Genomic DNA, 20,371 nt, shown 5'->3' with positions numbered 1-20,371 from the left:
CGCTCGCGCGCGGGATCAATCCACCGCAGCTGCCCAGCGCGCCCTCAGCGCAATCGAAACCGTTGCCGCAGCGCCAGACCGAGGAAAAACAACAGCGGCAGCGACAACACGGTCTGCGCCCCGGACAGCACCTGCGCCCAGCGTGGCAAACTCGCGAGCACCTCGCTCAGAAACACCCGGCCAAAGCCAAAGAGCGGAAAGAGATTGGAAAAGCTCAGCGCTGCCGCCGTGCCAAGATCGCTCTCTGAAAGGACCGGGGGGCCACCGGGAAAGGAGAACACCGTCCAAAACGCCGCCATCCCGAGAAAGCAGATCCCCGCCAGCCACCACAGGGGCCGCTGGATCGAATACCCAAAGTCGGACAGCCAGCCAAACAACAGATAAGGCAGCCGCTGCCAGAACGAGCCTATCTGGCTGGCAAAGCGCATTTCCCGGCGAAAGAAGAAATGCGCCTCTTCCGGTAGCCCTTGTTGGGTCAGCAAATGCCGTATGGTGGCACAGCTTTCACGCGCACTAACCGGATCCTGTTTGGTTCTCTGGGGCCAGAAGGTCCGCCCCTCAAGGTCTTTGTCTTGGGCAACTTCATCCGAGGTCGGGTCCATTCGCGCGGTAAAGCTGGTCTTGTCATGCAGCACCGCGCCCGAGAAATCGGGATAGCCATCACAGAAAAGCGCACGAGAGAAGATCGTCGGCCTTTCAAATTGACAGTAGGCGAAGCTTGGAAGGCACCGTACGCCAGAGCACCCGCCAAAACGCGCGCGAAAAAAGTAGACAAAATCCTTGAACCTGGCTCTACCAAACAAGGCTGCTTTTTGAAAATTCGCAAAGTGGAACCAAGCCTCCTGCTCGAACTTGGCTGACCCAAACACAGCAACGCCAGCAAAGGTTACAAAACCAAACCGTGCATTTCGCATGAAATTGGCTGAACCAAAATTCACCTTTGATGCAATCACCATATTCTCAAATACAAGATTCTCGGAGAATACGGTGTTTCCCATCCATATTGGCTTCGCGGGTTCGGGAAATACCAGCATCCCCTCAGTATCGACATTGCGACGATTGCTCTCCTCAAAAAAACGTGCTTTGATCTTCTCTCCAAGTTCATCCCAAGCCTCCAGCTCCGTTACCTTGATTTGCGAGCTTTTCGCCGCCGCAACTCGCTCCTCCGCGCTCAGCGCTTGCCCGACCCAAGCATTCCACGCCCGGCGGTTCTTCTTGTGCAATTCGACATCAATCTCCTCTCCCTCCTGCTCGCCATAGAGCGTCATCAGGATGTACCAGGGGTTTTCATTGGCGGGGCGCAGGCCCTCTGGGATCTCGGGCGCATCGGTCATCAATCGGCTTTCGTCATCAAAATCGCAGTGCAGCCAGCCTAACCAGCACGCGGGGCACGGGCCAAGGGTGTTTTGCGCAACGCCGCGGCCAAAAACCGCTCGCGCAAGCCCGCGCCTGTGAGCGGATCCCGGAAATCCTCCATTCCCAAGCGCCGCGCTGCGGTTTATAGGACGGCAATGACCAGCAACCCGCCAGATCTCCGCCCCGACCTCGCCCCCAAACCCACCTTTGGCACGGCGCCCCGCCCCGACCAGCCGACCCTCGGCATGGTCTCCTTGGGCTGCCCCAAGGCCCTGGTGGACAGCGAACGCATCCTCACCCGGTTGCGCGCCGAAGGATATGGGATCTCGGCGGATTATGCCGGCGCGGATGCGGTGATCGTCAACACCTGCGGCTTTCTCGACAGCGCCAAGGCCGAGAGCCTCGAGGCGATTGGCGAAGCGCTGAAGGAAAACGGCAAGGTGATCGTCACCGGGTGCCTTGGTGCTGAGCCGGACTATATCCGCGAGCACCATCCGCGCATCCTCGCCGTCACGGGCCCGCATCAATACGAGCAGGTGCTGGATGCGGTCCATGCGGCGGTACCGCCCAGCCCCGACCCCTTTGTGGACCTTCTGCCCGCCACGGGTGTGAGCCTCACGCCCCGGCATTTCAGCTATCTGAAGATCTCTGAGGGCTGCAACCACAAGTGCAAGTTCTGCATTATCCCCGACATGCGCGGCAAACTTGCGTCGCGCCCGGCCCATGCGGTTTTACGCGAGGCCGAGAAACTGGTCACCGCTGGCGTCCGAGAGCTTCTGGTCATCTCGCAGGATACCTCGGCCTATGGGCTCGATCGAAAATATGACGTGAACCCGTGGAGAGACGGCGAGATCCGAAGCCATATTACTGATCTGAGCCGCGCATTGGGGGAGCTGGCCCCCGCCGATCAGCTCTGGGTGCGGCTCCATTACGTCTACCCCTACCCGCATGTACGCGAGTTGATCCCGCTGATGGCCGACCCTGACAATGCGGTGCTGCCCTATCTCGATATTCCGTTCCAGCACGCCCACCCGGATGTGCTCCGTCGCATGGCCCGCCCGGCAGCGGCAGCAAAGACGCTGGACGAAATCCGCGCCTGGCGTGCCATCTGCCCCGACATCACCCTGCGGTCGACCTTCATCGTCGGCTATCCAGGCGAAACAGAGGCCGAATTCCAGCACTTGCTCGACTGGATGGATGAGGCTCAACTGGATCGCGTGGGCTGCTTCAAATATGAAAACGTCGACGGCGCCCGCTCCAATGACTTGCCCGACCACGTCGCGGAGGAGGTCAAGCAAGACCGCTGGGAGCGCTTCATGGAAAAAGCACAGGCCATTTCCGAGGCCAAACTCGCATCCAAAGTGGGCCAGACCCTGCAGGTGATCGTGGACGAGATCGACGAGGACGGGATCGCCACCTGCCGCACCAAGGCGGATGCTCCGGAAATCGACGGCAACCTCTTTATCGACGAAGGCACCGAAAATCTAAGCGTCGGGGATCTGGTCACGGTCGAAGTGGATGAAGCCGGCGAGTATGACCTTTGGGGGGCGCTGCGCTAAGGCGGCGCTGCCAATCCGGCCACATTCAGGACGGTGCAGGTTTGAGAGTTCACCTTGACCTGCTCCTCTCCTCCCTCAATCTTGCAGTCGACAGCAGGAGTTTTTGATGACCGACAGCTTTGACAACGCCCTTCAATCCCGTCTCGTGCGCTATGCTGCCATCGACAGCCAGAGCGATGAGAATTCCCCCACCGCACCCAGCACCAAGATCCAGTTTGATATGTTGCACTTGGTGCGCGACGAGTTGACCGAGATCGGAGCGCAAGACGTGCAGCTGACCGATTACGGCGTTGTTCTGGCGACGATCCCCGGCACCTCGGAGGCCCCCACAGTGGGCTTCCTCGCCCATGTCGACACTGCCCCGCAGTTCAATGCCACCGGTGTGAAACCTCGTGTGATCAAAGGGTACAATGGCGGCGAGATCAGCTTTCCCGATGATCCGGAGCTGGTGCTCTCTCCCGAGGCGCACCCCTATCTGGCCGAGAAAATCGGCCATGATCTGATCACTGCGTCTGGCACCACATTGCTTGGGGCGGACGACAAGGCGGGGGTTGCGATCATCATGACGATGGCAGAGCACCTGCTGCAAAACCCGGATGCCGCCCGTCCGACGATCCGGATTGCCTTCACTCCGGACGAAGAGATTGGTCGCGGCGTGCAACCCCAGCTGGAGCGCGACCTGGAGGCGGATTTTGCCTATACGCTCGATGGCGGGGAACTCGGCGAAGTGGAGTACGAGAGCTTTTCGGCCGACCGCGCAGTTGTGAAAATTACCGGCGTTTCCATCCACCCGGGCCTCGCCAAGGAAAAGATGGTCAATGCCATCCATCTTGCCTCCAAGATCATCCAGACGCTGCCGCAGGCCACGATGACGCCCGAGACAACAGCGGACCGCGAGGGGTTCATCCATGCCACCGACATGTTCGGGGGGTCTTCCGAGATGGAGATCCGCTTCATCCTGCGCGATTTTGAAATGGCCGATCTTGAGGCCAAGGGCGCCCTTCTGCGCAGCGTCTGCGAGGCGGTTGCGGCAACCGAACCGCGCGCCGAGATCACCTGCGAGATTACCCCGCAATATCGCAACATGCGGTATTGGCTCGAAAAGGACATGACCCCTGTCGATCTCGCCCATGCCGCCTGCCGAGATGTGGGGCTGGAGCCCGTATCGGTTCCGATCCGCGGGGGCACCGATGGGTCTCGCCTGACCGAATTCGGCACGCCGACGCCCAATATCTTTACGGGGATGCAATGCATTCATGGCCCCTTGGAGTGGATCTCGGTTCAGGATATGTCGCTGGCAACGCAGATGTGTCTGAGCCTCGCGGCGCGCGCCGCAACGCTCGACAAGACCTAAAACTAACCATGGCGCGCCTTTCGCTCTGCCCCGCAGAGCTGCTAGGCTCCTACCCTGGGCCGCACAGGAACAAGTGATGCAACACTACGAGTACAAGGTCGTCCCCGCTCCCAACAAGGGCAAGAAAGCGCGCGGCGTGAAAACACCCGAAGCCCGCTTTGCACATGGGATTGAGGGGGTTTTGAACGAAATGGCCCAGCAGGGCTGGGAATTTCAACGTGCCGAGATGCTGCCCAGCGAAGAACGTTCGGGCCTCACGGGCAGCAAGACAACCTGGCGCAATCTGCTGGTGTTTCGACGCGCACTTGGCAACACCGGCCTCACAGAACCGACGCCAGCGACCGCGGCAGAGCCTGCGCCCGCCGTGGACAGCGCGCCCGAAGTCGCGGCCCCAGAAGAGGCAGGCAAGGTCGATCTGCCGGACGACGCACCGCGTGTTTCCACCCCCGACGCACAGCATGCGCCAGAGCCGGCGCCGCTGACCGCCATCGCAGGTGATCCCGAGGCCCCGCCCGAAGCCATTCCGGTCCCTGGCCCCGGCGCTCGCCGCATGGTTGCCGATGATGGCGTCGAGGAATTGAGCCCCGTCTCAGGCCTGACCGCCGCACTCAAAGCGCGCGCAAGCCGAGGCAAGACGGACGACTAAGTCCAACGAATGCAGGATCCGGCCACATTAGGCGTGGCCGGATCTTGTGTCTCAGCTGCCGATGTCCAGTGCAAGCGCGTGAATACGTGGCACGATATCGCCAAGCGCCTTGTGTACCGCCCGGTGTTGGGCCACGCGCGTCATGCCCAGAAAGGCCTCTGCGCGGATCAGCACGTTAAAGTGACTTTCACCCTTTCCGTCGTGACCTGCGTGCCCGACGTGGCTGTCGCTGTCGTCCACAACTTCCAATCGGCTGGGATCAAAGGCTTCTCTCAACGTGTTCTCGATTTCGTCTCTGACGCTCATTGCTGCACTACTCCGCCTGTTGTTCATAAAACTGTGTCCGCCCCCCTTTTATCTCTCGACCGTTAGACTAAACTGCTGCCTCCGAGTCGAACAGATGCGTCTAGAAGGTGCTCCCGCATGACCAAATCCGATCCCTTTGGCTTTGATATGTCCATTCGCTCCGCGAAGAAGAAAAATCCGCGCGGGCGGCGGAGCATGTCCGGCGCCTCGGAGACATCAGTGCGCGTCTGCGACCACGAGGGCTGCGAGGAGCCAGGAAAATTCCGCGCGCCCAAGGCCCCGGATGTTCTCGACGATTTCTTCTGGTTCTGCCAGCAGCACGTGCGTGAATACAACCAAAAGTGGAACTTCTTCGAGGGCACCACGGAGGCCGAGATGAACGCGCAAGCCTCCAAAGACAAGGTCTGGGAGCGCACCACGAAGCCGCTAGGGGATCCCGAGGCCCGCGCCTGGGCCCGTCTCGGCATCGAGGACCCGCATCAGGTCCTCGGAAACAATGCCACCCGCAACCCGGGCAAGAACGGCCAGACCGCCGGTCGCCGTCTGCCGCCCACCGAGCGCCGCGCCATTGAAATCCTCGAGGCCAAGGACGATTGGACCAAGGCCGAGATCCGCAAGGCCTACAAGAAGCTCATCAAGGTGCTCCACCCGGATATGAACGGCGGAGACCGCAGCCAGGAAGAACAGCTGCAAGAGGTCATGTGGGCCTGGGATCAGGTCAAGGATAGCCGCAGCTTCAAATAGAGCCCTCCTGAGGGCACTTGTTGGATGAGGCCCACCTCTCGAAAAGATCTCCGACAAGCAAGGCCTGCAGGTGAAAAACGCAGTCGCCCGTCCCTTCACAGGGGCGGGCGATTTCTTTTGGACAATGGATCCGGCGCATTGCTGTCCCTGCCATTCTGCTCCGACCCTGAGCCCTGCTATGGGCGCGGCTATGGCACGCAGATGCGAGCGGCTGCGCACGGCTGTTACAATCTGCTGTTAGTCGAAGCGGCATCCGAGCCCCTGCCCGGAGCCCGTTGCACAGTCCACGACCTGCCCCAAAAGGAACCGAAGACGCCATGTTCGACTATCTCCAGACCACTCACGATCTCGCCCCGATGGTGGCGCTTCTTGCCGCCATACTGCTCGCAACGCACCTCAGTCTCAGCTTGAAATGCCCCAGTCTTGGTCTTTGGCCTGCCGCTGACGGCTGGCGACATCATCTTGCGTTTGGGCTGTTTCGCGTGTTCTGCGGCGCGACGGTTGTCTTTGCACTGACAGAGATCGGCGTGAATGGGTGGGGCCATTGGCTGCGCTATGCGCTGGGGCTGCCTCTCATGGTGATGGCCTTCGGAATCACGCTTTGGGGGTACCGGATCCTCGGGCTCGACAATACCTATTGCGACACGGGCGGCTTGGTGACGGGAGGCATGTATGAATATTCGCGCAATCCGCAGTATGTGACCTCGGTGCTGGCGACTGTCGGCCTTGGCATCACGACCGGATCCTGGACCACCGTCGCCCTCGCATTGGTGCTCTTTGCGCTCTATTTCCTGTTTGTTCTGAACGAGGAGCGCTGGCTCCTAAAGGGATACGGGAAGGCCTTTGCCGACTACATGCGCTCGACCCCTCGATTTTTGGACGAACGCAGCCTCGAGCGCCTTCGCGCGGCACTCTGAGCCGGCTCCCCCAACGCGGCTCTGCTGGATGTCTTGACAGTGCGGTTTTTTGCGCCACCTCAGCGCTGCAGCGGGCATGTGGCGTATCGACACAACGGTTTCCCTTGCCCTCCCGGGCATCTTCAGGCACCAATCGCGCGATTACATGCAACTGCACCCCGAGAGTGACCGACGGGCCACAAGGCAGCCATCCCGCGCCCGTGACTGACAAGACAAGGACTGACACCTATGACCGACGGCCTGCTGGATATGAACGCAAAACCAACCGAGACGATTTCGGTACGTGAGGTCTTTGGCATCGACACCGACATGACGGTGAAGGGCTTTGCAGAAGGGACCGACCGCGTTCCGGCGCTGGATCCCACCTATAAATTCGATCCCGACACCACGATGGCGATCCTTGCCGGCTTCAGCCACAACCGGCGCGTCATGATCCAGGGTTACCACGGCACGGGGAAATCCACCCATATCGAACAGGTCGCCGCACGTCTGAACTGGCCCTCGGTGCGGGTCAACCTCGACAGCCACATCTCCCGGATCGACCTCATCGGCAAGGACGCGATCAAGCTGCGCGATGGCAAGCAGGTCACCGAGTTCCACGAGGGCATCCTGCCCTGGGCGCTGCGCAACCCGGTTGCGATCGTATTCGACGAATATGACGCAGGGCGCGCCGATGTGATGTTTGTGATCCAGCGTGTGCTGGAGCATGACGGCAAGCTGACGCTGCTTGATCAGAACGAGATCATCACCCCGAACCCCTTCTTCCGCCTCTTTGCCACCGCCAACACAGTCGGCCTCGGGGACACAACCGGGCTCTATCACGGCACCCAGCAGATCAACCAGGCACAGATGGACCGCTGGTCGCTGGTGGCGACATTGAACTATCTGAGCCACGACGCAGAAACCGCTATCGTCCTGTCGAAGACGCCGCATTACAACACCGAAAAGGGCCGCAAGCAGATCGCTCAGATGGTTACGGTGGCGGATCTGACCCGGACCGCCTTTATGAACGGTGATCTGTCGACCGTGATGTCGCCGCGGACCGTGATCAACTGGGCGCAGAACGCCGAAATCTTCCGCGACATTGGCTATGCCTTCCGTCTGTCGTTCCTCAACAAATGTGACGAACTGGAACGCCAGACCGTGGCTGAGTTCTATCAGCGCTGTTTTGACGAGGAACTGCCTGAAAGCGCTGCAAATGTGAGCCTCGGATAAGAGCGGGGTTCGGACGGCTACGCCGTTCGACCGGTGCCTGCGCCCCCTCGACGGGGGCGCAGGCACCCCCGCCCCTTGCGTGACGCGACCCGTCAGCCTCCGAAGGGCTGGACAGCGCCCCGCAAAGGTTCAATGCTGGTGCAACAGGAGCCCGCGCTCATGAGCAAACCAAATGATAACCCGGCAGATCCGTTCAAGAAGGCCCTCGCAGAGGCCACCAAGGTCATGGCCGATGACACGGAACTGACTGTCAACTATTCGGTCGACCCCGCTGGCATGAGCGGCGACACGATGCGCTTGCCGCAGGTTTCCCGCCGCATGACACGAGAGGAAGTGCTGCTGGCGCGCGGGACCGCCGATGCGCTGGCGCTGCGCCGCAGGTATCACGACGAGAGCGTTGCCAGCCGTTATGCGCCCTCCGGCGACATGGCGCGCGAATTGTATGACGCAATGGAAAGCGCCCGTTGCGAGGCGATGGGCGCGCGCGATATGCCGGGCACAGCCTCCAACATTGACGTCAAGATCCAGAACGAAGCGCTGCGGCGCGGGTATGATCAGGTCACATCTGCATCAGAGGCGCCCCTGGCGGTGTCCGCAGGTTATCTGATCCGTCATCTCGCCACCGGCCGCCCGATGCCCGAGGCAGCGGCAAACGTCATGGAACTCTGGCGTGGCTTTATCGAAGCGCAAGCTGGCGAGACGCTCGAGAACCTAGATGAAACCCTCTCGGATCAGGCCGCATTTGCAAAATTTGCCCGCCGGGTGATTTCTGACCTTGGCTATGGCGACCAGCTTGGCGACGACCCGGATGATCTCGATGACGAGATGAATGACGAGTCCGAGGAGACCGCCGAAGAAGAGGAACAGCCCGACAGCTCTGGCCAGGACGACAGCGACGAGGAAGAGGCGGACGCCTCTCCCGAGCAGGCACAGGAACAGCAGCAGGACGAGAGTCAGGCTCAGGTTTCCGCCGACGACATGGCCGAAGAAGAGGTCACCGACGAGACCGAGATGCCCGACGGCGAGGCCCCGCTGGAGCCTCCGGCCCCGCAACCCGTCTCTGACGCTGATCCCGATTACCGCGTGTTCCTCGACGCCCATGACGAGGAAATCGCCGCCGAAGATCTCGCTGAGCCACAAGAGCTCGAGCGCCTGCGCGCCTATCTCGATCAGCAGCTGGAGCCTTTGAAGGGCGCGGTATCGCGGCTTGCCAACAAACTGCAGCGTCGCCTGCAGGCGCAGCAGAACCGCTCTTGGGAATTCGACAAGGAAGAAGGCGTGCTGGATGCTGGCCGCTTGGCGCGTGTGGTCGCGAACCCCACCACGCCCCTGTCGTTCAAGGTCGAAAAGGACATGGAGTTCCGCGACACTGTGGTGACGCTCCTGTTGGACAATTCCGGCTCCATGCGGGGGCGGCCTATTTCCATCGCGGCGATCTGTGCCGATGTTCTGGCGCGCACGCTGGAGCGGTGCAACGTGAAGGTCGAAATCCTCGGCTTCACCACTCGCGCCTGGAAAGGCGGGCTCTCGCGCGAGGCCTGGCTCAACGAGGGCCGCCCGCAGTTGCCGGGGCGTCTCAATGATCTGCGCCACATCATCTACAAGGGGGCCGATGCGCCCTGGCGGCGCGTGCGCCCCAACCTTGGCTTGATGATGAAAGAGGGCCTCCTGAAAGAAAACATCGATGGTGAAGCACTCGAATGGGCGCATCGTCGCATGGTGAACAGGCCCGAGGCGCGCAAGATCCTGATGGTGATTTCAGACGGTGCCCCCGTTGACGATTCCACCCTCTCTGTGAACCCGGCGAATTACCTTGAAAAACACCTGCGTGACGTAATCGCCATGGTGGAGAAAAAGAAACAGGTGGAGCTTCTCGCCATTGGCATTGGCCATGATGTGACCCGCTATTACGACCGCGCGGTAACGATCACCGATGTCGAACAACTTGCGGGTGCGATGACGGAACAGCTTGCGGCCCTCTTTGACAGCGATCCAAGGGCACGTGCGCGGGTAATGGGGATGCGTCGCACCGGATAGCACCTGCGGGCCTCATGCACGGTCGCAATCGACCTTTCTGAGGGCGCGTTTTGGCGTGCCCTCAACTGCACTCATTGCCGCACCATTAACGTGCCTGCGTTGATACATCCGACTTTGCGTTCACGAGCGTCTGCTAGGCCTTCAGCCCCAATGACTGCAGGCCCGGCATTTGCAGAAGGATGGACGCGGCGGCTTAGTGGTTCCCCGCAAGGCACCATGTGTGCCACCTCTCCGCTCCTGTCGCCGCGACACGCCTTCCCGGCGGGCTTGTGTGCAGACCTCTGATCTGCAACAAACCACTTTCGGCCACGCGCCAGTGTCGCCGTGGGCAATCCCCGATCCGCTTCACAGACGTCCTCGCGAAGAGTGACTCATCTTGAGGAGAGACAAATGTTTCAAAACTTTGACGTCACGGCCCGTCCCGAGCAGGGCCCGGCGCGCCTTGCCGCGCTTCGCGCTGAGATGCAGCGAGACAAGATCGACGGTTTTTTGGTCCCGCGCGCCGATGCGCATCAAGGCGAATACGTCGCCCCACGGGATGAGCGTCTGGCGTGGCTCACCGGCTTTACCGGCTCTGCGGGATTCTGCGCCGTGCTGCCGCATATTGCTGGCGTGTTTATCGACGGGCGCTACCGCACACAGGTCAAAAGCCAAATCGCGGATGTCTATACCCCTGTTCCTTGGCCGGATGTGACTTTGGGCGATTGGCTGGTGGAGCAACTGCCAGAGGGCGGGATTGTCGCCTATGACCCCTGGCTGCATTCCCTGCAGGAGATCCGCGACCTGACCGAGCGGCTCGCCTCGTCGGGTATTTCACTGGTGGAGAGCGACAATCTTGTAGACCGCATCTGGCCAGACCAGCCAGCGCCCCCGATGCAACCAGCTCGGGCGCATTCGGAGGACTATGCCGGAGAGAGCGCCGAAAAGAAGGCTCAGCGCCTGGCCGAGGGCCTGCGTAAAAGCGGACAGTCCGCAGCGGTCATCACTCTTCCAGACAGCATCATGTGGCTCTTGAATATCCGTGGTTCTGACATCCCGCGCAATCCGGTCGCCCATGGTTTTGCGATCCTGCATGATGACGCCCGTGTGGACCTGTTTATGGCAGCAGAGAAGCTTTCTGAGCTCAGAATTGGCGCGCATGTGACCTTGCACACGCCTGATCGCTTTCTCGAGGCCACAGCCGGCCTCAATGGTCAGGTCGCGGTGGACGCGCGCAGCCTGCCACAGGCTGTTGCACGGGTTTTGGGCGACAGGCTGGTGGCGGTCGGAGACCCCTGCGCCCTGCCAAAGGCCCGCAAGAACGCCGCCGAGATCGCAGGCAGCGTGGCCGCACATCTGCGCGATGGGGCTGCCGTTGTCGAAACGCTGGCTTGGCTCGATGCGCAGGAGCCGGGCACGATTACCGAAATCGACGTGGTCAAAACCCTCGAAGGATTCCGCGCGGCAGATCCAGCGTTGCGTGACATCAGCTTTGAAACCATCGCCGGGACAGGCGCCAATGGCGCGATCATGCATTACCGTGTGACACATGATACCAATGCGACGCTGCAAGAGGGTCATCTTCTGGTGCTCGACAGCGGCGGGCAATATCTCGATGGTACCACCGACATCACCCGCACCATCGCCATTGGATCGCCGGGCCGCGAGGAAGCCAAAGCCTTCACGCGCGTCCTGCAGGGCATGATCGCGGTCTCCCGGTTGCGTTGGCCCGAGGGGCGGTCCGGGCGCGAACTTGATGCTATCGGCCGCCTGCCTCTCTGGATGGCTGGACAGGATTTCAACCATGGGCTTGGTCATGGCGTCGGCGCCTTCCTCAGCGTACATGAAGGACCGCAGGGTCTTTCCCGCATTAATACGGTACCGCTTGAGCCGGGCATGATCCTGTCCAACGAGCCGGGCTACTACCGGGAGGGCGCCTTTGGCATCCGGATTGAAAACCTCGTAGTGGTAGAAGAGGCCCCAGCCCTTGACACCGCCGACCCAGACCGCAAGATGCTCGCGTGGCGCACGCTGACGTTTGCGCCCATCGACCGCCGTTTGGTGGTGCCCGAGATGCTGAGCTCGGGGGAGCGCGAGTGGCTCAATAGCTATCACGCAGATGTAAACCGCACTATCGCGCCGCGCGTCAGCGCCGCTGCGGCAGAGTGGTTGAACGCGGCCTGCGCGCCGCTGTGATACATGACTGTTACAATGACCGGGCAGAAGCCTTACCAAAGCTAGAAGGAGGGGGAACCCGATGACCAAGATCACGATCCAAAAAGCAACAGGCCGATGGGTTGTGCGTTCTGGTGGCGCCATTCTAGGCGAGACGGAGAATGCACTGGAATTGATCGAAGGCGATCTGGCCCCAGTGATCTATTTCCCGCGCGAGGACATCGCCATGGCGTTTCTCGACAAAACCGACAAAACAAGCCATTGCCCGCATAAAGGCGACGCCACTTATTATTCAATTGTGAATAGGTCCTCCACCGATGAAAACGCAGTCTGGAGTTACGAAAACCCAATTGATGCAGTATCGGAGATCAAAGGCCACCTGGCTTTCATGCCGCTTGCCTCGGTGAAGGTGGAGCAACTCTGATTATCGCCGCGGCTCGTCTGTAGGCAAAGCGGATCGGCAACCAGATCGCCAATATCCACCAAGAGTTTGTCACTTAAATCGATAAAGCCGGGCCACAGATGGTCCGGCTTTTTTGCAACAGTATTGCACTTTATTTTTTGAGAGGGGCTGCCGCTTTCATTTTCTCGAAAAAATGGCCGCATTCAATGCGCCATAGTCAGCGCGCCACCCCGCGGGATGGAGTTTCAAAACTTCGAAAACGATGCGCGCAAATCCTTGTCCCAGACTAGGCTGTCAGAACCACTTCGCTCAGGCTCCGCCGCAGATCCTCGGCATTGTCGAGGGTTGGGTTCTCCGGAGAATTGCAAGTAGTTTCAACGACATAGTTTATGAGAGCCGTTAGCGCAGCCCGCTCGTTTTCTTGGTTCTTATCTGTCCCGAAAGATCCGATCTCACTCGGATCGCCTGCCCAAGCATGCATTATATTCGTCCACCCGATGCCTGCTATTATTACTGCTTTATTAACAAAATTGCCCGGGTTAACCTTTGTTATCAAGTCCTAAATTCTGGTGCGCTTATGCCTCGAATTGACATCTCTCAAATCAGCGGACGCGTGCTGCGTGTTTTCCTGACTGTCTATGACGAGAAATCAGTAAGCCGGGCCGCGGATGTGCTCGAAAGCAGCCAATCCACCATCAGCCACAATATTGAAAAACTGCGCGGATTGCTGGGGGATGCGCTGTTTGTGCAATCCGGACGCGGCATCGTCCCAAGCGCACGTGCGGACGTCCTGGCACCAAAGGTCCGCCGCATTCTGATCGAGATGGAAGGCCTGGCAGATCAGGGCATCTATGACCCCATCACCGACCCCGACCCATTTGTCATTGCGTTGAGTTCAAGCATCCTGGATGGCGAACTTGAGACCATATATGACGCCTTGCGCCTCAGCCTGCCGCAGAAGCACCTCATGTTTCGGGACCTTGGCAAGCTCTCGGAGATCGAGCCCCTTCTGGAGACGCGCCAGGCGGATGTGGTTCTCACGCTGCGCCCACGGTCCTATCCCAACACGCTCCGCCACATGGCTCTGACGCAAGACAGTTTCCGCGTGTTCTACGACCCAAATGTCAGAGGGCCGGTCGATAGCGTCGAGGACTTTTGTGGGGCACCCCATGCCACCGTATCCTTCGGCCAGGGCAGCAAGAGCCTGCTGCAGACCGAGCTCGAAGCACTGGCGATCCACCGACGGGTCACACTCGGGGTGCCCAACCTTTGGACCCTCATCCGGCTGATGCAGGGCACCGACATGATTGCAAGCTTGCCTTCCCGCTCGTCACGCCACACCACAGGCACTCTGGCATCCTCGCCCTTTCCGGTCGAGTTGCCGCCTTTACAGTTCGATCTGGTCTGGCACCGCCGCTTTGCGGATTCTGCGCGGTTGCAGTGGTTGCTGATGACGATTGAAACCGCACTGGCCCAGCAAGCTCAGGACCACCCCAATGACGTTGGGCTTCGCGCGCACTCGTTCGAGTAGGCTACGCCTCAATCAACAGTGCTTGCTGAGAGGCAGACTCACACGAGCACGCTCTCACACGCCGTCGATCTCCCGACCTTGCGAACAAATCAGCATCGTAGCGCATGGCGCGCAATAGATGGAATGGGGATCAGGGCCGATCTGGCAGGCGGTCAAACCAGTCAAAGTCGTTAACGGTAATCATTCCCGACAGGATGATCCCGGCGACGATGGCCCAGATCACGGCAGCCGCGCCCGTGGTGATCCAGGCCTTCTGCTTGAGATAGTGCCGTTCCGGCGCCCCGGCATGGGTACCGGGTACAATCTTTCCTGTGTCGCCCTGTGTTTCCAGTCGAATGGGGATCACCACCAGGAAAGTCATGAACCAGATGACCGCATAGAGTACGAGACCGGAAGTGATACCCATGGGAGGTTCCTTTCAAAGAGCCAAGACAGATCGCAGGGCGGCGCCGCGCGCCCTTCCCTGCATCTAGCCTCAAACCTCTTCGAGTTCCACCAGGCAGCCGTTGAAATCTTTGGGATGCAGGAAAAGAACCGGCTTGCCATGGGCACCGATCTTGGGCTCTCCGGTTCCGAGCACCCGCGCGCCCTGTGCCTTGAGCCGATCGCGGGCAGCGAGGATGTCATCGACCTCATAACAGATGTGATGAATGCCGCCGGCCGGGTTCTTCTCGAGAAAACCCTGGATCGGAGAGCCCTCTCCCAAAGGATACAGAAGCTCGATCTTGGTGTTGGGCAACTCAATGAAGACCACTGTCACACCATGATCAGGTTCATCCTGAGGTGCACCGACATTGGCGCCAAGGGTGTCGCGATACTGGGCCATGGCGGCCTCCAGATCTGGCACGGCAATGGCGACATGGTTCAAACGTCCGATCATGGGGGGCTCTCCCGAGGCTTTGAAACGATATGTCTCCGTAAAGATCAAAACCGCACGTTTCTTGCAAGCCCACCTACGCACGCTCAGGTTGCAAAAATTGGGTATGAGAGCGCTCTCAGGCGCCAGTTAAGAACTTGTTAGCCCAGAATCCCTAGCGTCTTAGCAGGTTATTAGTGAGGTCAGGACATGGACGATTCGGATCTTTTTTCTTCTGCAGCCCGTCTGGGCAGCGGTCGCCGCCCACTTCTGGGGCTGACGATCCTTGTGGTCGAGGACAGCCGTTATGCATGTGAAGCAATGCGACTTTTGTGTTTGCGCAGCGGGGCTCGGATTCGGCGCGCCGACAGTCTCAAGTCCGCCCGCAGGCATCTGCAGGTCTATCGCCCCTCTGTGGTGATCATCGACCTGGGATTGCCCGATGGGTCCGGTGCCGAGCTCATTGAGGCGCTTTCCACGGCTTCGCCGCGGGTTGCCGTGATCCTCGGCATTTCTGGTGATGAAAATGCCGAGGCAGCCGCCATGGCAGCTGGCGCAGACGGCTTTCTTCCCAAGCCCATCGTCTCGCTCGCCGCCTTCCAGAACGCGATCCTTTCGAACATGCCTCCGGAACGTCAACCCATCGGGCCGCGCCCAATGACAGATGAATCGGTAGAACCTGACATGCTCGCGTTCCGCGATGACATGGCACATGCGGCCGAGGTTCTGGATGAAGGCAAGGACGAGCAGACGCTCGACTACCTGGCGCAATTCCTGGGAGGTGTGGCGCGGAGCGTCGGGGATGCCCCGCTTGAAACCGCTGCAACGCGCCTCCAAGAGACACGCAAATCTGGTGGGCCGCTGGCCGTTGAAACTGCAATGATTGCCGATCTCGTACAGGAGCGGCTCCAACGCAAGATTGCGATCTGAACCATGCTGCAGTCCCTTGTCATCGCTTCGCTGACGCTGGTCATCGTCCTGGCCGTGCAGTCTCGTCTCAGCTCCTCTGACACAGAGGCCTCTCGTCATTCGATGCAGCGTCGACGCCCAAAAACGCGTTAGCCTGTATAGCGAATCGCCTGTTCCAACAGGCCGATCAGCGGTTCCGGGTCTTCCCCTGGCGAAAAATGCGGTCGTCACGGCGTCCGGAATTGAGCGCCTCCTGCAATTCGGCTTCGGGTGACAGGATCATTGCGCGCGGGATGTCGTCACCCTCCGGTGCAGAGGTTTGAAGCATCTCAGGTTGCAGCTCCCGATCCCCCCGACACAAATATCAACCTGCGCGAGGGCGCCCCGACGCGGCGTTCAAAGAAATCCGACCAGAAGGCGCGACAAGCCGGGCACCAAGTTGCGTGCGCCTGCATATAGATAGGCGTGCGTTGGGCATGCGCCCGATCCAGCCCCTCAGCACAGCTGTGCCAAGCAATGCCGTCTGTCGTGAAAGACGCAGCACTGGACCCGGCTGAAACGCGCGCCAACCAAAGAAAAGGGGCCGCCAAACTAGCAGCCCCCATCATAATCCGTCGATGCGTCAGTCTCAGTCGTCCTGCGGGATCACGCGCAGGCCAAGTTCCATCAGCTGCTCCGACATCGGCTCGGAGGGTGCGGCCATCATCAGGTCTTCGGCGCGCTGGTTCATCGGGAACATGATGACCTCGCGGATGTTGGCCTCATCCGCCAGAAGCATCACCATCCGATCGATACCGGCTGCACAGCCCCCGTGCGGCGGGGCGCCATACTGGAACGCGTTGACCATACCGCCAAAGCGCTTTTCGACCTCTTCCTTGCCGTAGCCTGCGATCTCGAAGGCTTTGAACATGATCTCTGGCTTGTGGTTCCGGATCGCGCCCGAGACCAGCTCGTAACCGTTACACGCCAGATCATACTGGTTGCCGCGCACATCGAGTGGATCGCCGTTCAACGCGTCCATTCCGCCCTGCGGCATGGAGAAGGGGTTGTGCTCAAAGTCGATCTTGCCGGTCTCTTCGTCCTTTTCATAGATCGGGAAGTCCACGATCCAGGCAAAGGCGAAACGGTCCTTGTCGGTGAGGTTCAGTTCTTCGCCGATCACATTGCGCGCGCGGCCTGCAACCGCCTCGAATGTCTTGGGCTTGCCCCCGAGGAAAAAGGCCGCATCGCCCACACCCAGACCAAGCTGCTGGCGGATCGCCTCGGTGCGTTCGGGGCCGATGTTTTTCGCCAAGGGTCCAGCGGCTTCCATGCCGTCCGCGCCCTCGCGCCAAAAGATATAGCCCATGCCCGGCAGGCCCTCTTTCTGGGCAAAGGCATTCATCCGGTCACAGAACTTGCGCGAGCCACCGGTCGGTGCGGGGATTGCGCGGATTTCGGTGCCTTCCTGCTCCAGGAGCTTTGCGAAGATTGCAAAACCAGAGCCGCGGAAATGCTCGGACACCACCTGCATTTTGATCGGGTTGCGCAGGTCCGGCTTGTCGGAGCCATACCAGAGGGCCGCGTCCTTATAGGAAATCTGCGGCCATTCATTCGGAGCATCGACCTTGCGGCCCTGGCCGAATTCCTCGAACACGCCCGCGATCACCGGCGCGATGGTGTCAAACACATCCTGCTGGGTGACAAAGGACATTTCCATGTCGAGCTGGTAGAAATCGGTCGGCGAGCGGTCCGCCCGCGGGTCCTCGTCGCGGAAACAGGGCGCGATCTGGAAATACTTGTCAAAGCCCGACACCATCATCAGCTGTTTGAACTGCTGCGGCGCCTGCGGCAGGGCGTAGAACTTGCCCGGGTGCAGACGGGACGGCACGAGGAAGTCGCGCGCGCCTTCGGGGCTCGACGCGGTGATGATCGGTGTCTGGTATTCGTTGAAACCCTTATCCCACATCCGATTGCGGATCGAGCGGATCATGTTGGAGCGCAGCACCATGTTGCGCTGCATCTTCTCGCGGCGCAGGTCGAGGTAGCGATAGCGCAAGCGGGTTTCTTCTGGGTATTCCTGCTCGCCAAAGACCATCAGCGGCAGCTCTTCGGATTTGCCCAGAACTTCGATGTCGCGGATGAAAACCTCAATCTCGCCGGTCGGGATCTTGGCGTTCACGAGGCTTTCGTCACGTGCCTTCACTTCACCATCGATACGGATACACCATTCGGACCGCACCTTTTCAATCTCGGCAAACACCGGGCTGTCGGGGTCGGCCATGACTTGCGTGACGCCATAGTGGTCGCGCAGGTCGATGAACAAAAGGCCGCCGTGATCGCGGACCCGGTGAACCCAGCCGGAGAGGCGAACGGTTTCGCCCACGTGGGATTTGTTCAGTTCAGCGCAGGTATGGCTGCGAAATGCGTGCATGGATCTGGTCTCTTTCGGTCAGCGGCGGGCGCGCGCGAGGGGGCGCCGTGCCCAAGCAAAATTCAACCCTCCGTACACAAGGTTCCCGCCCCGTTGTCAAGCAATGTGGGCAAAATGCGCCTGTTTCAGCGCCGCGTCGGGCAGCGACCGGCGCGGGATGGGCGCTCAGGTCTCAGACAGTGTCGCGGGGATCTCACCGCGCAGCGCATTCGTGAGATGCAGTGCAGCGGCCCGTTGAAGGTCGGCCATTGTCAAAACGGCTTCTTTTACGCTTCCTGCGTCGAGCAGGCTCTGGCGGTAGACGCCCGGTAAGCAGCCCGAGGACACAGGTGGCGTCAGCCGCGTGCCGTCCTCTCTTGTCAGAACAAGATTGGTGATTGTGCCCTCGCAGATCTCTTCGCGTTCGTTGAAAAATATCACCTCGTCGATCCCTGCGGGCAGGCGCGCCCGCGCGCGATCGTAGATCTCTCGGCGGGTCGTCTTGTGACGCAGCAAAGGCTCATCCGAGGCGAGGCGCTCCTGCGCAACCCCAACGCGCCAGAGGTTTGCCGCTGCCGGCATCTCTGCGGTGGTCAACGCAAGAAAACCATCCGCAGCCAGCGTCATACGGCAGCGCAGCGGCGTGGTCGCCGCGAGATCCTCAACCATGGCCAGCGCTTCGGCACGCCGGAACGGAATACCAAAGGCCTCGGCAGAGCGCGTCAGACGCGCCAAGTGCAGATCAAGCCGCGCAACACCCTGCCCCGGCGCAAAGCCGAAGGTCTCGATCAAGCGGAAATCGGGGTCGTCACTTGTGCAAAACGGGCTTTCCACAGCGCTTCCTCATACTCGGAGGCGGAGGTGCTGTCCCAGACCAGCCCACCGCCGACGTTGAACGTGGCCGCATCGCCCTCCAGCATCATCGTACGTATGGAGACATTGAATTCCGACCGCCCGTCGGGGGCCGCCCAGCCAATGGTGCCGCAATAAATGTCGCGCGCCCAGGGCTCGAGTTCCGCAAGGATCTCCATGGCACGGATTTTGGGCGCGCCGGTGATCGAACCGCAGGGATAAAGTGCCGCAAAGATGTCCGCCAGACCGCAGCCGGCCTTGAGGCGTGCCCGCACCAGTGACACCATCTGGTGCACCGTGGCGTAGCTTTCTACGGCAAACAGTTCTGGCACATGGACCGAGCCGGTCTCAGACACGCGGCTGATGTCATTGCGCAGAAGGTCGACAATCATCAGGTTTTCAGCGCGGTTCTTTTCGTCAGAACGCAGGAAATCCCGTCGTCGCGAATCCTCTCGCGGGTCAAGGCTGCGCGGTTGCGTGCCCTTCATGGGACGCGTTTCGATCACCCCATCAGAAGATGTGCGAAAGAAGAGCTCCGGGCTGCGCGACAGGATCGTTGGCAGCCCGTCCTGACGCACCAGCGCCCCGTGACCTACAGGCTGACGCGCGGCAAGGGCCGCATAAAGCGCATCCGCCCCGCCCCAGACCTGTGCGTCGATGGGGAAAGTCAGATTGGCCTGATATATGTCGCCCGCGCCAATGTAGGATTTGACGCGATCAAAGGCCTCGGTGTAGCGGGCAGCGTCCCAGCGCGCGCACGCCTCTCCCACGCCTGCATCCCCAGCCCAAAGCGGCACTTCCGCCGCCACCGGCGCGCGGAACACTCCGAACTGCAGCAACGGAAGACGCCGGTGCCCGCGCCCCTCCAGAAGATGCGTCAAACGTGGCTCAAGCGCATAGCCCAACTCATAAGACGCGTAGCCTGCAACCCAATGCCCCTCGGCGCGGGCACGGTCCAAGGCCGCAAGCGCCCCCAGCACCTCATCCGGGTCTTGCGCGCGGATCAGGTCAACTGGGGCTTCAAACAGCGCCGCGCCCTTCGATGGGCCATTGTCAAAGCGGATTTCCACCGGCAGGGTCTCCGTGAGCAGTGAGTGTCTCCCTTGCCCCGCATATAGCGGTTTCGACGCCACACGAAAG

19 protein-coding genes are annotated in these 20,371 nt (G+C 60.5%); 11 read left to right on the top strand and 8 right to left on the bottom strand.

The window, feature by feature from the left end:
* Positions 1 to 44: 44 nt before the first annotated feature.
* Positions 45 to 1,268: a pentapeptide repeat-containing protein gene (locus ACZ1HH_RS03400; protein ID WP_487320379.1), complete on the bottom strand. Its 1,224-nt coding sequence runs from the start codon at positions 1,266 to 1,268 to the stop codon at positions 45 to 47.
* A 243-nt stretch (positions 1,269 to 1,511) separates the two neighbouring features.
* On the opposite strand from ACZ1HH_RS03400, the gene rimO reads away from it, so the two are divergent.
* The 3 genes from rimO to ACZ1HH_RS03385 all read left to right on the top strand — a co-directional run bounded on the left by rimO (position 1,512) and on the right by ACZ1HH_RS03385 (position 4,915).
* Positions 1,512 to 2,915, top strand: a complete 1,404-nt coding sequence (gene rimO, locus ACZ1HH_RS03395) for a 30S ribosomal protein S12 methylthiotransferase RimO (RefSeq protein ID WP_487320378.1) — start codon at positions 1,512 to 1,514, stop codon at positions 2,913 to 2,915.
* A gap of 106 nt (positions 2,916 to 3,021) precedes the next feature.
* A complete protein-coding gene (pepT, locus tag ACZ1HH_RS03390) occupies positions 3,022 to 4,269 on the top strand; it encodes a peptidase T (protein WP_472635867.1) in 1,248 nt (415 codons plus the stop codon).
* A 76-nt stretch (positions 4,270 to 4,345) separates the two neighbouring features.
* Positions 4,346 to 4,915, top strand: a complete 570-nt coding sequence (locus tag ACZ1HH_RS03385; RefSeq protein WP_011537992.1) for a DUF4177 domain-containing protein — start codon at positions 4,346 to 4,348, stop codon at positions 4,913 to 4,915.
* A gap of 51 nt (positions 4,916 to 4,966) precedes the next feature.
* Here ACZ1HH_RS03385 and ACZ1HH_RS03380 read toward each other — a convergent pair whose 3' ends face one another.
* Positions 4,967 to 5,221, bottom strand: coding sequence for a BolA family protein (locus ACZ1HH_RS03380; RefSeq protein ID WP_011537991.1), 255 nt, complete (start codon positions 5,219 to 5,221; stop codon positions 4,967 to 4,969).
* Between the two features lie 117 nt (positions 5,222 to 5,338).
* On the opposite strand from ACZ1HH_RS03380, the gene ACZ1HH_RS03375 reads away from it, so the two are divergent.
* The 7 genes from ACZ1HH_RS03375 to ACZ1HH_RS03345 all read left to right on the top strand — a co-directional run bounded on the left by ACZ1HH_RS03375 (position 5,339) and on the right by ACZ1HH_RS03345 (position 14,222).
* The gene (locus tag ACZ1HH_RS03375; protein WP_416368041.1) at positions 5,339 to 5,965 is read left to right on the top strand and encodes a DnaJ domain-containing protein; all 627 of its coding nucleotides are present in this window, start codon (positions 5,339 to 5,341) and stop codon (positions 5,963 to 5,965) included.
* Positions 5,966 to 6,282: 317 nt separating this feature from the next.
* Complete coding sequence (locus ACZ1HH_RS03370) at positions 6,283 to 6,882, top strand: methyltransferase family protein (protein WP_472635866.1); 600 nt, start codon at positions 6,283 to 6,285, stop codon at positions 6,880 to 6,882.
* 228 nt (positions 6,883 to 7,110) lie between these two features.
* A complete protein-coding gene (gene cobS / locus ACZ1HH_RS03365) occupies positions 7,111 to 8,097 on the top strand; it encodes a cobaltochelatase subunit CobS (RefSeq protein WP_011537988.1) in 987 nt (328 codons plus the stop codon).
* 159 nt (positions 8,098 to 8,256) lie between these two features.
* Entirely contained in the window at positions 8,257 to 10,134 is a 1,878-nt protein-coding gene (cobT, locus tag ACZ1HH_RS03360) for a cobaltochelatase subunit CobT (RefSeq protein ID WP_011537987.1), read from the top strand.
* Positions 10,135 to 10,524: 390 nt separating this feature from the next.
* Complete coding sequence (locus tag ACZ1HH_RS03355) at positions 10,525 to 12,309, top strand: aminopeptidase P family protein (protein ID WP_472635865.1); 1,785 nt, start codon at positions 10,525 to 10,527, stop codon at positions 12,307 to 12,309.
* Between the two features lie 61 nt (positions 12,310 to 12,370).
* Positions 12,371 to 12,712 carry a DUF427 domain-containing protein gene (locus ACZ1HH_RS03350; protein WP_011537985.1) on the top strand — a complete coding sequence of 114 codons (342 nt, stop codon included), beginning with the start codon at positions 12,371 to 12,373 and terminating at the stop codon, positions 12,710 to 12,712.
* A 556-nt stretch (positions 12,713 to 13,268) separates the two neighbouring features.
* Positions 13,269 to 14,222: a LysR family transcriptional regulator gene (locus ACZ1HH_RS03345; RefSeq protein WP_011537984.1), complete on the top strand. Its 954-nt coding sequence runs from the start codon at positions 13,269 to 13,271 to the stop codon at positions 14,220 to 14,222.
* A gap of 130 nt (positions 14,223 to 14,352) precedes the next feature.
* On the opposite strand, the gene ACZ1HH_RS03340 is transcribed toward ACZ1HH_RS03345, so the two are convergent.
* Together ACZ1HH_RS03340 and mce are read right to left on the bottom strand one after the other, a co-directional pair.
* Positions 14,353 to 14,628 (bottom strand): DUF1467 family protein, encoded by a 276-nt coding sequence (locus ACZ1HH_RS03340; protein ID WP_011537983.1) that lies wholly within the window; start codon positions 14,626 to 14,628, stop codon positions 14,353 to 14,355.
* A 69-nt stretch (positions 14,629 to 14,697) separates the two neighbouring features.
* Positions 14,698 to 15,102: a methylmalonyl-CoA epimerase gene (mce, locus tag ACZ1HH_RS03335; RefSeq protein WP_011537982.1), complete on the bottom strand. Its 405-nt coding sequence runs from the start codon at positions 15,100 to 15,102 to the stop codon at positions 14,698 to 14,700.
* A 186-nt stretch (positions 15,103 to 15,288) separates the two neighbouring features.
* Between mce and ACZ1HH_RS03330 the strand changes: the two genes are divergently transcribed.
* Positions 15,289 to 16,008, top strand: coding sequence for a response regulator (locus ACZ1HH_RS03330; protein ID WP_011537981.1), 720 nt, complete (start codon positions 15,289 to 15,291; stop codon positions 16,006 to 16,008).
* A 166-nt stretch (positions 16,009 to 16,174) separates the two neighbouring features.
* Here the strand turns inward: ACZ1HH_RS03330 and ACZ1HH_RS03325 are convergent, their stop codons facing one another.
* The 4 genes from ACZ1HH_RS03325 to ACZ1HH_RS03310 all read right to left on the bottom strand — a co-directional run bounded on the left by ACZ1HH_RS03325 (position 16,175) and on the right by ACZ1HH_RS03310 (position 20,301).
* A complete protein-coding gene (locus tag ACZ1HH_RS03325; protein WP_472635864.1) occupies positions 16,175 to 16,315 on the bottom strand; it encodes a hypothetical protein in 141 nt (46 codons plus the stop codon).
* A 300-nt stretch (positions 16,316 to 16,615) separates the two neighbouring features.
* Positions 16,616 to 18,400, bottom strand: a complete 1,785-nt coding sequence (gene aspS, locus ACZ1HH_RS03320; RefSeq protein WP_487320377.1) for an aspartate--tRNA ligase — start codon at positions 18,398 to 18,400, stop codon at positions 16,616 to 16,618.
* A 165-nt stretch (positions 18,401 to 18,565) separates the two neighbouring features.
* Positions 18,566 to 19,213 carry an aminotransferase class IV family protein gene (locus ACZ1HH_RS03315; RefSeq protein WP_472635862.1) on the bottom strand — a complete coding sequence of 216 codons (648 nt, stop codon included), beginning with the start codon at positions 19,211 to 19,213 and terminating at the stop codon, positions 18,566 to 18,568.
* Positions 19,168 to 20,301: an aminodeoxychorismate synthase component I gene (locus ACZ1HH_RS03310; protein WP_487320376.1), complete on the bottom strand. Its 1,134-nt coding sequence runs from the start codon at positions 20,299 to 20,301 to the stop codon at positions 19,168 to 19,170. Before ACZ1HH_RS03310 ends, ACZ1HH_RS03315 begins: the two co-directional genes overlap by 46 nt.
* Positions 20,302 to 20,371 lie beyond the last annotated feature (70 nt).

The organism is Epibacterium sp. HA2-3 (assembly GCF_055693725.2).
This window is presented reverse-complemented; position numbering and strand designations above follow the sequence as displayed.